Annotated in this window: 12 protein-coding genes; 7 read left to right on the top strand and 5 right to left on the bottom strand. The window is 72.1% G+C overall.

What is annotated here, in order from left to right; genetic code table 11:
* Positions 1 to 31 precede the first annotated feature (31 nt).
* The 4 genes from DJ010_RS02180 to DJ010_RS02165 all read left to right on the top strand — a co-directional run bounded on the left by DJ010_RS02180 (position 32) and on the right by DJ010_RS02165 (position 4,773).
* On the top strand, positions 32 to 1,168 hold the full coding sequence (locus tag DJ010_RS02180; RefSeq protein WP_146207233.1) for a hypothetical protein: 1,137 nt from the start codon (positions 32 to 34) through the stop codon (positions 1,166 to 1,168).
* Positions 1,168 to 2,370 carry a hypothetical protein gene (locus tag DJ010_RS02175; protein WP_109691972.1) on the top strand — a complete coding sequence of 401 codons (1,203 nt, stop codon included), beginning with the start codon at positions 1,168 to 1,170 and terminating at the stop codon, positions 2,368 to 2,370. The genes DJ010_RS02180 and DJ010_RS02175 overlap by 1 nt, the downstream gene beginning before the upstream one ends.
* 185 nt (positions 2,371 to 2,555) lie before the next feature.
* Positions 2,556 to 3,542 carry an endonuclease/exonuclease/phosphatase family protein gene (locus DJ010_RS02170; protein WP_146207232.1) on the top strand — a complete coding sequence of 329 codons (987 nt, stop codon included), beginning with the start codon at positions 2,556 to 2,558 and terminating at the stop codon, positions 3,540 to 3,542.
* 31 nt (positions 3,543 to 3,573) lie between these two features.
* Positions 3,574 to 4,773, top strand: a complete 1,200-nt coding sequence (locus DJ010_RS02165) for a polysaccharide pyruvyl transferase family protein (protein ID WP_109691970.1) — start codon at positions 3,574 to 3,576, stop codon at positions 4,771 to 4,773.
* Here DJ010_RS02165 and DJ010_RS02160 read toward each other — a convergent pair.
* From DJ010_RS02160 to DJ010_RS02150, 3 genes are read right to left on the bottom strand one after another with little or no spacing between them, the layout of a single operon-like run.
* Positions 4,757 to 6,343: a class I SAM-dependent methyltransferase gene (locus tag DJ010_RS02160; protein ID WP_109691969.1), complete on the bottom strand. Its 1,587-nt coding sequence runs from the start codon at positions 6,341 to 6,343 to the stop codon at positions 4,757 to 4,759. The two genes, DJ010_RS02165 and DJ010_RS02160, sit on opposite strands and share 17 nt — an antisense overlap.
* Positions 6,340 to 7,473, bottom strand: coding sequence for a hypothetical protein (locus tag DJ010_RS02155; protein ID WP_109691968.1), 1,134 nt, complete (start codon positions 7,471 to 7,473; stop codon positions 6,340 to 6,342). The genes DJ010_RS02160 and DJ010_RS02155 overlap by 4 nt, the downstream gene beginning before the upstream one ends.
* A gap of 10 nt (positions 7,474 to 7,483) precedes the next feature.
* Positions 7,484 to 7,729 carry a DUF6752 domain-containing protein gene (locus tag DJ010_RS02150; RefSeq protein WP_245927141.1) on the bottom strand — a complete coding sequence of 82 codons (246 nt, stop codon included), beginning with the start codon at positions 7,727 to 7,729 and terminating at the stop codon, positions 7,484 to 7,486.
* Between the two features lie 76 nt (positions 7,730 to 7,805).
* Between DJ010_RS02150 and DJ010_RS02145 the strand changes: the two genes are divergently transcribed.
* Positions 7,806 to 8,549 carry a phosphocholine cytidylyltransferase family protein gene (locus DJ010_RS02145; RefSeq protein ID WP_245927140.1) on the top strand — a complete coding sequence of 248 codons (744 nt, stop codon included), beginning with the start codon at positions 7,806 to 7,808 and terminating at the stop codon, positions 8,547 to 8,549.
* 5 nt (positions 8,550 to 8,554) lie between these two features.
* The gene (locus DJ010_RS02140; protein WP_211318617.1) at positions 8,555 to 9,601 is read left to right on the top strand and encodes an iron-containing alcohol dehydrogenase family protein; all 1,047 of its coding nucleotides are present in this window, start codon (positions 8,555 to 8,557) and stop codon (positions 9,599 to 9,601) included.
* On the opposite strand, the gene DJ010_RS21935 is transcribed toward DJ010_RS02140, so the two are convergent.
* Together DJ010_RS21935 and DJ010_RS02130 are read right to left on the bottom strand one after the other, a co-directional pair.
* Positions 9,573 to 11,000: a hypothetical protein gene (locus tag DJ010_RS21935; RefSeq protein WP_109691964.1), complete on the bottom strand. Its 1,428-nt coding sequence runs from the start codon at positions 10,998 to 11,000 to the stop codon at positions 9,573 to 9,575. The genes DJ010_RS02140 and DJ010_RS21935 overlap by 29 nt on opposite strands.
* Before the next feature lie 42 nt (positions 11,001 to 11,042).
* Entirely contained in the window at positions 11,043 to 12,215 is a 1,173-nt protein-coding gene (locus DJ010_RS02130; RefSeq protein WP_109691963.1) for a hypothetical protein, read from the bottom strand.
* A gap of 94 nt (positions 12,216 to 12,309) precedes the next feature.
* Here DJ010_RS02130 and DJ010_RS02125 point away from each other — a divergent pair, with 94 nt between their 5' ends.
* On the top strand, positions 12,310 to 14,352 hold the full coding sequence (locus DJ010_RS02125) for a glycosyltransferase (protein WP_109691962.1): 2,043 nt from the start codon (positions 12,310 to 12,312) through the stop codon (positions 14,350 to 14,352).
* Positions 14,353 to 14,410: the final 58 nt, after the last annotated feature.

Below are 14,410 nucleotides of genomic sequence, written 5' to 3'. Positions count from 1 at the left end.
CGACGCCGCGGCTACTAGAGTCTGCCCGGACATGAGCATGACCGGTTCTCCTGATGCAGCACCGCGGGTGGTGCTGCACGTCGGCACCCCGAAGAGCGGCACCACCTTCCTCCAGCGGGCCCTGTGGCGGCACCAGGAGGAGCTCGACGCGGTCGGGGTCACCTGCGCCGGCCGCCGGCACTTCGAGATGTTCCACGCCGCGATCGAGGTCCGCGGCTCCTACGCGTTCTGGGGACGCAGCCAGGAGGAGCTCGAGGGCACCTGGCAGCGGCTGTGCGACGAGGCCCGTGGCTACCCGGGCACGACGATCATGAGCCACGAGCTGCTCGGTGCCGCCCGGCGCGAGCAGATCGACGACGCGATGGCGGCGCTCGAGGGGCTGGACGTGCACCTGGTCGTCACCGCGCGCGACCTCGCCCGTCAGGTCACCTCCGACTGGCAGGAGCGGGTCAAGAACGGCAACGCGACGACGTTCGAAGCGTTCGCGTCGAGCGTCGGTGAGCAGAAGCCGAGCGGGTTCTGGCGCAACCAGCACCTGGTCTCGATCTTCGACCGCTGGACCCGCTACGTGCCGCCGGAGAAGGTGCACCTGGTCGTCGGGCCGCCGTCCGGCGCAGCCCCGGACGTCCTGTGGCGCCGCTTCGGCGAGGCGGTCGGCTTCGACGCCGGAGCGTTCGACCCGACCTCGGTCGAGGCGCCCGCCAACCAGACGCTGGGTGCCGTCCAGGTCTCGGTGCTGCGCCGCGTCAACGAGGTGCTCGACGGCCGGATCCCGCAGCCCACGTACAGCCGGGTCGTCAAGCGGGTCTTCGCCCAGTCGATGCTGGCCGCCCAGTCCTCGCCGCCGGCCCAGTGCCCTCCCGAGCTCGTCGAGAAGCTCGCCCAGATCGCGAAGCGCCAGAACAAGCGGATCGCCGAGCGTGGCTACCGGGTGCACGGCGACCTGGCCGAGCTGGTGCCGGCGCCGCCCTCGGGGGCGTGGATCGATCCCGACGCGGTCGACCCCACGCAGGAGACGGCCGCCGCGGTCGCGGCGATCGCCGACCTGCTCGTCGAGCGGGCCGCCCCGGACCCCGAGCCCGAGCCCGGCCTGGTGCCGACCGCCCGCCGCGTCGGCGGCCGGGTCCGCCGGCGGCTCACCCGCAACCGCAACACGAAGGTCGACTGATGGCGAGCACGAGCGCACGGCCCCGGGTCTTCCTGCACGTCGGCAGCCCGAAGACCGGCACGACCTTTCTCCAGGACGTGCTCTGGTCGCAGCGGGAGAGGGCGGCCGAGCACGGCCTGCGGCTGCCCGGCGAGCGGTTCCACGACCACTTCCTGGCCACGCTCGACGTGCGGGGGCTGGCCGACGATCCGGCCTACCCCGAGCGCGCCCGCGGCATGTGGGACCGACTGGCGGCCGAGGCGCTCTCCAGCGACGGCAACGTGCTCATCTCCCACGAGCTCTTTGCGGGCGCGAACGCCGAGCAGGCCCGGCGTGCAGTCGCGCGACTGTCGGGCGGGGCCGAGGTCCACGTGGTGGTGACGGCGCGTGACCACGTGCGGCAGATCAGCGCCGAGTGGCAGGAGCACGTCAAGCACCGCTCCGCGGCGTCGTTCGGCGGCTTCGTCGAGGGCGTGCGCAACGACACGGCTCGCACGAGCTGGTTCTGGCAGGTGCAGGACTATGCCGGCGTGCTCGAGCGGTGGGGCGCGGACCTGCCACCGGAGCGGCTGCACCTCGTCACCGTCCCGCCGTCCGGCGCCGACCCGACGATCCTGTGGGACCGGTTCGCCCGGACGATCGGCCTCGACCCGGCCGCCCTGGACACCGAGCTCGAGCGGTCCAACAGCTCCCTCGGCGCGGAGCAGGCCGAGCTCCTGCGCCGGGTCAACCTCGAGCTGGGGGAACGGCTGCCGCTCCCGGGCCCTTACCCGCTCGTGGTCAAGAACGTGCTCGCGCACCGGATCCTCGAGGCCCGCAGCGGCACCCGGCTGGCGCTCGCCGCCGAGGACCAGGAGTACGCCGTCGCGGAGTCCCGCGCGGTCGCGGACCGGCTCGGCGCGATGGGCGTCGACGTGGTCGGCGACCTCGCCGACCTGGTGCCGACGACGGGCTCCGGAGCCGCGACCGACACCGACCCCTACGCCGTGCCGCCGGACGCAACGCTGCTCGCCGAGGGCGTGGCGACCATCGCCGACCTGCTCGTCGTGCTCAACGAGCGGCGGGCGGCCGTGCAGCGTGCCGACGACCTGGCGACGACGGCGCAGGAGAAGCCGGTCCGGTTCGCGCTGGTCCAGGCAGCCGAGAACCGGCCGGTGCTGCGCAAGCTGCGTAGCGCCTACCGCCTCGCCAAGGCCCGCCGCCGCGGCGAGCAGCCGGACTGACCTGCCTCACGCACCGCCCCGAACGGACCGTCCGACCCCATCCGTTCGGGCCAGTCGGCATGCACCAAAGGGACCCCTGTGACTACAGGGGCTTGCGGGATCGGAGTCACTGGTGTGAAACTCACATCCTCACATGCACTGCGCTGCAGCTTCCGTAGCGACACGCCGACCAGGAGGAAATCTCCGTGTGGAATCCCCGACGCCTGCCTGCCGCCCGTCTCGCGGCTCTCGGACTGGTGGGCGCGCTCGCGTTCTCGCTGAGCCCGGCTGCTGACGCCCAGCCCTCGCGTGCCGCGGCGGGACCGAACCAGCCGGTCGCCAGCACGGTCCGCATCGCGACCTTCAACACCGCGGCGATGTCATCGACGCGCGAGGGCTTCAGTGACGTGAAGAACCTGCTCGCCGCCGGGCCGGACATCGTCGCGCTGCAGGAGATGTCGAGCTGGAAGAAGCGAGAGAAGGTCCGCATCCAGCTGCTCGACTGCGAGACCTGCCAGTGGGACGGCTGGATCCCGGTCCCGGCGGTCCAGGGCGGGCTTCCGATCCTGTGGCGTTCGGACAAGTTCACGATGCTCGGCCGCGACTGGATCCAGGTCGCGCCGGAGACGTACGTCGGCCCGAAGGGGGCCGGACCCTCGAAGATGAACGCCAAGTTCATCGTGCGAGTGCGCCTGCGCGACAACACGACCGGGCGGACGATCTGGATCCTCAACACCCACTTCGTGCCGACGGTGCAGGCCTCTCACGGCGGCCGCAACAGCAACCGCAAGCGGATCCAGCTCTACCAGAAGCACATGGTCGGCCTGCAGTCCGTCATCGACCGGATCGCCAACGACGAGGGCGGCGGCCTGGTCTTCGTCACCGGTGACTTCAACGTCAACTACCGCAAGGACAAGATCCGGCAGGACCCCGTCTTCCCGTACGCCGCGCTCGGGGCGAAGAAGTTCCGCGCCAGCTACAACAAGCTGGGGGAGCCCGGCACCGGCACCCACGTGCTGCGCAACGGCTTCGACAAGCGGCTCATCGACTACGTCCACTACAAGCCGACCCGACGCGTGATCGCGCTCGGTCAGCGGATCGTGACGGGGATGAACTCCGACCACCGGCCCCTGGTCGTGGACTTCAAGGTGACCGGAAAGGGCTGCTACGAACGCGGCCAGCTCATCTGCTGAGAACGGCGCGGCCCCTGCTAGGTTTGCCGACGTGTCGCAGGGGAGCCAGAACGAGAAGCAGCCGACCATCCACCTGGTCTCGACGGCGGGCCACCCGAACTTCGGCGACGAGTTCATCGCCGCGTCGTGGCTGCGGTTCCTGGCCGAACGACAGCCGGACACCGACGTGGTGCTCGACTGTCCCGAGCCGGGGCTCGCGGCGTTCCTCTTCGAAGGGCTCCACCCACGGGTCAAGTTCACCAACCTGCTCTGGCGCGTCAGCTGGCTGACGATCGACGTCGACGACCCCGACGAGGGCGACCGGATCGTCGACGGCGTGATGCGGGACCTCGGCAGCCCGCTCTTCGACTACGGCCTGCTCGAGCTGCGCCGGGCCACCACCGTCCACCTCGTCGGCGGCGGCCACGTCACCTCCAACTGGCTGCACCATGGCCGGCTGGTGCGGGCGGCGCGCCGGCTGGCCGAGCTCAGCGACGCCCGGTTCGTGGCGACCGGTCTCGGCCTGATGCCCGCGATCGACCCCGAGCGGATCCGCGACGACCTGGCCGCGGCCGACCACGCCACCACCCGTGACGCGGAGAGCGCCGAGATGGCCGGCGTGGAGAAGGGCCTCAACGACGCCTTCCTCGGTCTGCCCTCCATCCCGGGCTTCGGTGCCCGGCCGGACCCCACGGGCAAGCCCGGCGACGTCTGGATCAGCCTTCAGAGCGACCTCGCCGAGCCCGAGGTCTTCGAGGCGACCGTGTCCGCCGTGCGCGCCATGATCGAGAGCGGCCGGTTCGAGGGCCGCACCCTGCGCTACCTCGAGTCGATCCCCGGACGGGACCGGGACCGGCGGGCCTACGACCTGCTCTCGGACCTGATCCCCGAGGAGAACTTCATGTCGTTCGTCCAGCTGTGGCACGAGGGCTTCCCCGGGCGCCCGCTGCAGACCTGGATCACCACGCGCTACCACTTCCACCAGCTGGCGGCGGCGGTCGGTGCCGAGGGCATCGCGATCGAGATCGACGACTCCTACTACCGGACCAAGCACCAGTCGCTCGCCGAGCTGGGCACCGGCTTCGCCGTCGCCCCGGTGGGCTCGACGAAGCTGCCCGAGCCTGCGAGCGACGAGGGCTACCGGCTCCAGGCCGGACGGCTGCACCGGGCCAAGGTGGAGGAGGCCGAGGCGCTCTACCCGCGCCGGCGCCCCGCTGCGCCGCCGCGGGAGTCGGTCATCCGGCCCAGGTAGCAACCATCCGGCACACGTGCGGGTCCTCGTCGCGGAACGCGGCCAGCCCGGTGCCGGACTCCTGGTGGACGACGCGGCCGCCGTGCGCCTCGATCTCGGCGGCCACCTCCGTGGGGTCGAGGAACCGCCGGCCGGCCTGCTGGAACACCTTGGGCCGGCCACGGTCCTGGTGCGTGCGGAACTCGAGGAACAGGTGACCGCCGCCGCGCAGTGACATCGACGCGAGTCGCCAGAGGTTCTCGCGGCCCAGGTCCTCCAACGCGTGCAGGAGGAACCGGGCGTAGAGGTCGGCCGGCGTCTCCAGGCGGCTGAGCCGCACCCCCAGCGTGAGCACCTCGCGGGCGTCGTACAGGTTGAGGACCTGGAACGCCAGCGGCAACGCGTCGGACGTCCGGCGCTGGGCCCGCATCAGGGCGCCGATCGTGTAGTCGATGGCCGTGACCTCCCGGCCGCTGCTCCGGGCGAACCAACGGGCGTCGCGGGCGTTGCCGGCGCCGATGTCGTAGAGCGGCCGGTCGCTCGGGTAGGTCTGCGCCACCCACTGGGCGAACGGCGACGGCTTGTTGGGCAGCTCGCCCTTGTGCGCGCCGTAGAAGACGTCCCACTGCTTGCGGTGGGTGCGTAGGCCGCCGAACCAGCCGCCGATGCGGCGCGAGAGCCACCGTGGCGTCTCGTAGCGGAACGACGGGTCGGGGGTGCGCCAGCCAGGGCCGTACGTCGCCGCCAGCAACCGTTCGTAGTCGGCCGGCGCCGGGAGCCGGCGGCCGAGCAGCTCGACGGTGGTGAGCGGCAGCATCGTCTCGCGGGGCAGCTCGAAGCCGGTGTCCTGCGGGATGTAGAGGACGCCCTCGACCCAGTGCGCGGTGAACACGTCGACGAAGCGGGTGGTGTCGTCGGAGAGCCGGATCCGGACGTTCATCCGCGCGCCCGACCCGCGGCGCACCGACCAGCCCTCGGCGAGCAGCACCCGCTCGATCCGGTAGGCCTCGCGGATCACGTCGACGGGGTTGGCATGGTCGCTGAGGTAGGCGATGTCGAGGTCGTTGTCGTGGCCGATCAGCCGGCCGTTGCGGACCGCGCCGAGCAGCGTCCCGTAGGCGATGAAGGTCGGCACGCCGGCCTTGTCGCGGAGGCAGGCGATGAGCTCCTCGACCTGGTCCATCAGCTCACCGAGGGTGTCGGCTCCTTCGGTGGAGAGCGGGCGGGTGAGCTTGCCGTACTTGTCGATGAAGAGCGGGTTGCCGCCCTTGTCGACGACCTCGACCCGCTGGTCCTCCGCGCCCTTGAAGACGTGGTCGGCGGTGGCGACGACGTCGCCGCTGACGTGCTCGCGCAGCACCACCTCGGCCCGGCCGACCAGGTAGCGGTCCAGCGACGAAGGCCAGCGCGCGACCAGGCCGCCGCGGCCGGGCTTGGTGTCGATCTGCGGCTGGAGCGACCACACGTGGCGGTCGTTCAGGAGCACGTCGTACGTCGACCCCGGGTCCAGGTCGGCGGGCAGCACCAGCCGGGCGTCGCGGACACGGAGGGTCCGCGACCCGGTCTCGTCGGGCTCCTCGGTCGCGGTCACTTCCGGAGCGCTCTCTTGATCCGCCCGGCCACGGCCCGCGCCCCGCCCACCGGCTGGTGGGTCGCCTTCCGGCGCAGCCGGGCGCGGAGCTTGTCGCGCTCCATGGTGAGCTCACGGACGTCGCGGATCATCTGCTCGATCGCCCGTGCCGCGACGTCGACCAGCTCGCGGTCGGTGACGTCGCCGGGGTGGGTGCCGTCGGGGACGGCGGTGGACAGCAGGTCGTCGAGGTCGCCGACGACGCCGAAGCCCTGCTCCTCGATCCAGTCCTTCGCGGCCGCCGAGCGGGTCGCCAGCTCGGCGACGTGGTGCGGCCGCGGCCCGAACCGCTCACCGCGCTGCGGGACCAGGACCTCGTGCCCGAAGTACTTGCGCACCCAGCGGTGCCGGACGGTGCCGACCTCGAGCGGCCCGGACAGGTGCGGCTTCACGCGCTCGAGGAGCGCGGCCTGGGCCGCGCCGAGCGACTCGTTGGCGTAGCTGACGTCGAGGTCGAAGGCGCTGTCGTCGATGCCGATCGCCTCCCGCCAGCGATCCCAGAGCAGGCCGCGCGGCGCGCCGGGCGGCGGCACCGTGACCACGGTGACGCGGTCGGCTGGCACGGCCTGCGCCCAGCTGCCGAGCACCTTCGGGATGTCCTGGGACTGCCAGCTCCATCCGCCGCGGAGGCCGCCGCGCTTCCCGGGTCGCTCGGCCAGGGCCTTGTCCATGAACGCGTCGAACCCGAGGTCGGAGTTCATCTTCAGCGCCTCCTGCCACACGGCGGGGAACTGCAGCACGTAGGACCGGACCGTGACGACCAGGTGCACCTCGGCCGGGGCCAGCGCCGCGACGGCCGCCTTCGCCTGCTCGGGCGTCGCCATGCTCATGAACTCGTGCGAGACCAGACCGTCGCCGTCCCAGGCGGCGAGCTCGTCGACCAGCCGCTGCCAGACGCCCGCGTTGCCGCGCATCCGGGCGGGCGACGCGCCGCGGACCTCCTGCGAGGCGTGGTAGTGGTCCATCCGGCTGCTGCCGGGGTAGAGGAACCGCTGCTGGCGCAGGGCGCGTCGGTTCTCCCACATCGTCGTCTGGAGGAACGTGGTGCCGGTCTTCGGCAGACCGATGTGGAAGTGGACGGTGCGGGCCATCAGCAGGCCATCAGGGCGCGACGGAGTGCGCGTCGAGGAAGGCCTTGACCTTCTCCTCGTCGCGCAGGGTCAGCGGCACCAGCAGCTCCTCGACGACGTCGAGGAGCTCGGCCACGCGTCGGTTGAGCCGCCGGGCCTCCTGCACCTCCGCCTCGAGCTCGGACACGCGCTGGCGGAGGTCGGCGACCTCCTGACGGGTGGACCCCGGCGCCACTCGCCCGAGACGGCGGCCGGCGCCACGCAGTCGGTCGTTCATGCTCGGCAGGATAGCCTTGCGCGCTGTCGACCCCCGCACCTGCGGGGGTGTCACGAAGGGGAGAACTTTGATCGGGATGGTGTTGGCCGCCGGTGCGGGCCGGCGACTCAGGCCGTACACGGACACGCTGCCGAAGGCGCTGGTGCCGGTGCGTGATCGCGCGGACGGCGACGGGGAGGACACCATCCTCGACATCGCCCTCGGGAACCTCGCGGCCGTCGACCTGCGCGACGTCGTGATCGTGGTCGGCTACGCCGCCGGCGCGGTCGAGGAGCGGCAGGCCGCGCTGGAGCAGCGGTACGGCGTCCGGATCACCCTCGTCCACAACGACAAGGCCGAGATCTGGAACAACGCCTACTCGATGTGGCTCGCCTGCGACCACATGAAGGACGGCGTGCTCATGGTGAACGGCGACACCGTGCACCCGGTGGCGGTCGAGGAGACCCTGCTCGCCAACCGCGGGCCCGACGTGCTGCTCGCGATCGACGCCGAGAAGAAGCTCGCCGAGGAGGAGATGAAGATCCAGGTCTCGGAGGACCGCGCGCTGACCCGGATCACGAAGCTGATGGACCCCGCGACGGCGTACGGCGAGTACATCGGCGCCACGCTCATCGAGTCCGCCGCCGTGCCCCGGCTCGCCGACGCGCTGCAGGCCACGTTCGAGCGCGACCCCGACCTCTACTACGAGGACGGCTACCAGGAGATGGTGAACCGCGGGGAGCGCATCGACATCGCCCCGCTGCCCGCTGACACCTCCTGGGTCGAGGTCGACAACCACGAGGACCTGGCCAAGGCCAGGGAGATCGCATGCCGCTACTAGCGCGGATGCTGGCGAGCCCGCTCCACCTCGACATCCGGGCGGGCGCCGTCGACAACCTCGCTGCGCTCCTCCACGAGCGGGCGATCACCAGCGGCGGCACGGTCATGGTCGCGGTCGGCACCGGCCACGGCCAGGAGATCTGGGAGCGGATCAAGCCGACGCTGCCCAACGCGACGATGTTCGACGTGTGGGAGGCCAACCTCGCCTCGGCGGGCGCGCTCCAGGAGGCGCTCGGCCAACAGGGCTACGACGCGGTCGTCGCGATCGGCGGCGGTAAGACCATCGACGTGGCCAAGTACGCCGCCACCCGGGCCGCGCTGCCGATGGTCGCCGTCGCGACCAACCTCGCCCACGACGGCATCTGCTCCCCCGTGGCGTCGCTGGAGCACCAGCACGGCAAGGGGTCGTACGGCGTAGCACTGCCGCTCGCGGTGGTCGTCGACCTCGACTACGTCCGCAACGCGCCGCCCGAGATGGTGCGCGGCGGCATCGGCGACGCGATCAGCAACCTGTCGGCCATCGAGGACTGGCTGCTCGCCCAGCGCGAGCGCGGCGAGGCGGTCGACGGCCTCGCGCTGGCCTTCGCCCGCACGGCGGCCGAGGCGATCCTGCACCGCACCGACACGATCGAGGACGACGAGTTCCTCATCGCGCTCGCCGAGGCCCTGGTGCTCTCGGGCATGGCGATGTCGGTCGCCGGCACGTCGCGGCCGTGCAGCGGCGCCTGCCACGAGATCGTCCACGCGATCGACCAGATCTACAACGTCTCCAACCACGGCGAGCTCGCCGGGCTCGGCGCCCTCTTCGCGACCTTCCTCCGCGGCGACGACGTGCGGTTCACCCAGATCGCCGCCGCCCTGGCCCGGCACGGTCTCGCGACCCGGCCCGACCAGATCGGGCTGACCGAGGAGCAGTTCGTGACCGCCGTGCTGGCGGCCCCGTCCACGCGGCCGGACCGCTACACGATCCTCGAGCACCTCGCGCTCTCCGAGGACGAGGTCCGGGAGCGGGTGGCGGCGTTCGTCAGCCGGCTGCGCCCGACCGGCTCCTGAGCCGCGCGAGCTCGGCACCCAGCGGCATCGCCTGCCGCACCAGTCCGACGATCTCCGTCAGCGCGCGCCCGACCTCCGGCGAGCGGTCCTTGAGCTGACGCTCGAGCATCGCCCGGCGGTCGAGCCCGGCGTCCTCAGGGTCGTCGTCGACGCCGTCCTCGTCGCCGCTCTCGTCGCCGCTCTCGGAGCCGCTCGGGTCCTCGGAGTCGCGCGCGTCGTCGTACGACTTGTCGTCCGGGTCGTCCGGGCCGTCCGGGCCGTCCGGGCCGTCGGGGTCGTCCGCGTCGCCCTGCAGCCGGGCGACCCGCTCCTCCAGGGACGAGATCGCGTCGACGAGCCCGGTGCGCGCCCAGCCCGCGGCGAGGAGCAGCTCCTCGTCGGTGGGGGAGGGCAGCTCGGTGGAGACGTCCTTGCCGACCTTCCCGACGGGCAGGTCCTCGACGCTGCCGACCAGGTCGACCCCGCCGGCCGTGACCGCCCCGCGGATCCGGTCGTTCCAGCGCGCCGAGAGGTTGCGGCCCGCGCGATTGAGCGTGACCTTGCGCTCCTGGGCGGCGCGCTCGCCGAGGATGTCGCGGGCGAGGAGCGCCTTCATCGTGCGGAGGTACTCGGTGCGGGTCACCTCGCCGAGCTCGATGTTGAGCAGCCGCATCAGCTCGCTCGAGGGCAGGCCGAGGGAGGCGTTGCTCTCGACCGCGCGCTCACGGCACTGCGCGGGGTCGATGCCGACCACGCCGGCGAACCGCTTCCACAGGAGGTCCGGGTCGTCGCTGCGGAGCGGGACGGTGACCACGTGCACCCGGTCCGCCCCGACGAGCGGCACCCACGTGTCGAGCATCCGTGGGACGCCCATGGCCCGGTCGATCATCCGTTCGGGGCGGCTGCGCGGGTCCTCCCGCTCGACGACCTGCCGCAGACCCCAGATCATCCGCCGCAGCGGGACCTCGGCGCCGTTGCGGCAGTTGGTCTGCCACTGCGACCGCAGCACGGCGGCGGTGTCGCGCACGGTCAGCACGACGTGGACCTCGGCGTCGCCGAGCGAGGCGACGATCCGCTCGGCGGCGGCGGGCTTGGCCCAGCAGAGGAATTCCATCGACAGGACCGTCGCCCGGCCGCGGTGGGCGGTCATCTCGGCGGCGAGGTCGTCCCACCGGCCCCCTGCGGCGCGGGTGAGGTCGGTACGGCCGATCGCCTCCGGGCGGCCGAAGCTGAGCGCGTCGTGGGTCGCGAGCACGACGTCGCGCCAGGTCTGTCCCGGCAGCAGGAAGCCGGCCTCCGCGAGCGTGTCGCCGTTGGCGGCCATCAGCTTCTGGAGGTACGTCGTGCCGGTGCTCGGGCCTCCGATGTGGAGGTAGACGGGTGCGGGCCGGTCGCGTCGGTCCAGCCCTCGCAACGCCATGCGGCGGAGATTACCAAGGCCCCCGCGGCGGCCTTCCGCTGCTCAGGAGCGCCCGCGCCCCCGGGCCTTCCGTGCAGCCGTGAGGTCGACGCCGGAGACCTCGCGGATCATCGCCGCCAGCTCGTCGACCGCCGCCTCGACGGTGTCCGGGGGGTGGGGCGCGGGCGTCGCGCCGAGGCCGACCAGGCCGGCGCGCGCGGTGTCCGCCGCGGCGAGCAGCTCACCGGGTCGGGGGCGGTGCGCCGCCTCGGCAGGCACCGCCTCCTCGTCAGGCAGGTCGGCGAGGTCGCCGACCACCGCGACCCCGGACTCGGTGATCGCGGTGCGGGTCCGTCTGTTCCAGGCCGCCGCGACGTCGCGACCGCGGCGGTCGAGGCGCACCGGCGGCTCCTCGCCGGAACGGGTCTCGAGGTCGGGGGCGACCACGGCACGGATCACCCGGGCGGCGCCGTCCGGAGGGGAGTCGCCGAGCACCTCGTTGACCCGGCGGAGCAGCTCGCAGGACGGGTGGCCGAGCGAGGGGTTGCGCCGGACGTCCGGAGCGACGACGACGCCCGCGTCGATGCCGGCGGCCTCGGCGAACCGGCGCCAGAGCAGCAGCGGGTCGGCGCCGGACCGGGGCACGGTCACGACGCGGACCCGGTCGGTCCCCGCGACGGCGGTCCAGGTGTCGAGCATCTGCGCGACGTCCTGGGTACGCCGGAACAGCCGCGCCGGCCGGTTGTCGCGACCCTGGTCCAGCCAGGCGCCGATGCCGCGGGCGAAGCGTGGCCAGGGGAGGGTGCTGCCGTTGCGGCAGGTGGTCTGCCACTGCGCCGGCATCGTCCGGGCGGCGTCGCGGACCGTGAGGACGACGTCGACCTCGGTGCCGGCGGACCCGCCCAGCGTCGCGATCAGGCGGCCGGCGTCGGCGCGGTCGAGGAAGCTGAGGAACTCCCAGGACACGACCGACTCGCGTCCGTCGTACGCCTGGAGGGAGCGGAGGAAGCGGTGCGCGACGCGGTCCCGCCGGGTGGCGGCGTCGGCGGCCGGGCTGCCGTTGAGCACGCCGCGCAGCGCGAGCGCTTGGTCCCGCGGCACCTGGAAGCCCTGTTCTGCGAGCGGGGCGCGGTGGTCGGCCAACAGCTGTTGCAGGAAGGTCGTGCCGGTCTTCATCGCCCCGATGTGGAGCACGATCCGAGCGGCTCCGGAGCCGGGCTGTGACGCATTCGGCACCGGCGCACGCTAGCAGAGGATTCGCGGTCCTCCGGTGCCCCGCTGATACCTTGGCTTCCGTCCCCCAGCAGGTCGAACGAAGGAACACGCCCACGTGAGCGAAGCCGCCACTGCCGCCTCCCCGTCGTCCGTCGAGGACGGATTCCGGGTCGTGCAACGGCTGGTCCTCCCGGCTGACCAGGAGCTCGACGTCCAGTCGCTCTACGTCAGCGGGATCACCAGCTTCTCCTCGGGCGGTGACTCGATGTCGCGCCAGTCCGGTGGCGACTACGAGCCGACCGACGCCAAGGACGCGGACGACGACGATGACGACTCCTCGTCCTCCGAGGGCGGCGCGCCCGGCATGTCCGGCTTCGGCCGGATCACCGACGGCGCCGGTGTGGCGGTCGACCCGCACCGGCGGGTGACGCTCGGCACCTACTTCAACGCGTTCCCCGCCAGCTACTGGCGCCGGTGGACCGAGTTCGGCACCGTCCGGCTCACCGCGCGGGTGCGCGGCCACGGGTCGGTCATCGTCTACCGGTCGACGGCCAAGGGCCACGTCGTCCGTGCCGACTCCTCGCGCATCGACAGCGAGGAGCCGACCACCCTCACCTTCGACCTGCCGCTCAAGCCGTTCATCGACGGCGGCTGGTACTGGTTCGACCTCGAGGGCGGCCACGGCGAGTTCGTGCTCGAGGACGCCCACTGGGGCTTCGAGACCGACAAGGTGCGCAGCGGCCGGATCACGATCGGCATCACGACGTTCAACCGGCCGGACTTCTGCGTCCCGCAGCTGGTCAACCTGGCGTCCAACCCTGCGGTGCTCGACATCATCGACGAGATCGTCGTGGTCGACCAGGGCACCAACAAGGTCGTCGACGACCCGGGCTACGAGGCGGCCGCGGCCGGTCTCGGCAACAAGCTGCGGATCATCGAGCAGCCCAACCTCGGCGGGTCGGGCGGCTTCTCCCGGGCGATGAACGAGGCGATCTCGATGGGCGCCTCCGACTACGTGCTGCTGCTCGACGACGACGTCGTCTGCGAGCTCGAGGGCATCATCCGGGCCGTCGCGTTCGCCGACCTGGTCAAGACGCCCTCGCTCGTCGGTGGCCAGATGTTCAGCCTCTACGACCGCTCGGTCATGCACGCCTACGGCGAGGCGATCGCGAAGTACCGCTGGTTCTGGGGACCGGTGGCGCCGAGCGTCCACGGCCACGACTTCTCCAAGAAGTCGCTGCGCCAGACCAGCTGGATGCACCGCCGGATCGACGTGGACTACAACGGCTGGTGGATGTGCCTCATCCCCACCCAGGTGATCCGCGAGATCGGCCTGTCGCTGCCGATGTTCATCAAGTGGGACGACGCCGAGTTCGGTCTCCGTGCCGGCGCCCACGGCTACCCGACCGTCACCCTCCCCGGTGTCGCCGTCTGGCACGTGCCGTGGACCGAGAAGGACGACACGCTCGACTGGCAGGCCTACTTCCACGAGCGCAACCGGCTCGTGTCCGGCCTCCTGCACTCGCCGTACCCGCACGGCGGCAAGCTGGTCCGCGAGAGCCTCGAGAACCACGTCAAGCGGCTGATGTCGATGCAGTACGGCACCGGCGAGACCATCCTGCTCGCGCTGCAGGACGTGCTCGACGGCCCGGACCGCATGCACCACGACATCCTGCACCGGCTGCAGGAGGTCCGCGCGCTGCGCGACGACTACGACGACGGCAAGTCCGAGCCGGAGCTCGACGCCTTCCCGGCCCCGCGCCGGAAGAAGCTCGAGAAGCGCGGCAAGGGCATCCCCGTCCCCAGCACGACCATCGGCAAGGCGAAGATGGCGGCGACCGGTCTGGTGCGCCAGGCCCTGCCGACCCGCGACCTCGCCGGCGAGCACCCCGAGGGGATCGTGCCGCACGTCGACCAGCGCTGGTACCGGCTGGCCCACTTCGACTCCGCGATCGTGTCGTCGGCAGACGGCGTCGCGGCCTCGTGGTACCGCCGTGATCCCGGCCAGTTCCGGGACCAGCTGCGCCGGTCGCTGAAGATGCACGCCCAGCTCTACAAGGAGTGGGACGAGCTGGCCGAGCGCTGGCGCTCCGCCCTGCCCGAGCTCACCTCGCCGGAGCGTTGGAAGCTGACCTTCGAAGGCCTCGACGACGAATGATCGCGGGATGAGGCTGGGCGGTCGGCGTCGCGCGGCTGGTCGGCACGCAGGAGGACGC

This window comes from Nocardioides silvaticus (genome assembly GCF_003160695.1).
Classification (GTDB): Bacteria; Actinomycetota; Actinomycetes; order Propionibacteriales; family Nocardioidaceae; genus Nocardioides; species Nocardioides silvaticus.
The sequence above is the reverse complement of the archived record's forward strand: the minus strand, read 5'-3'. Positions and strand labels throughout refer to the sequence as shown.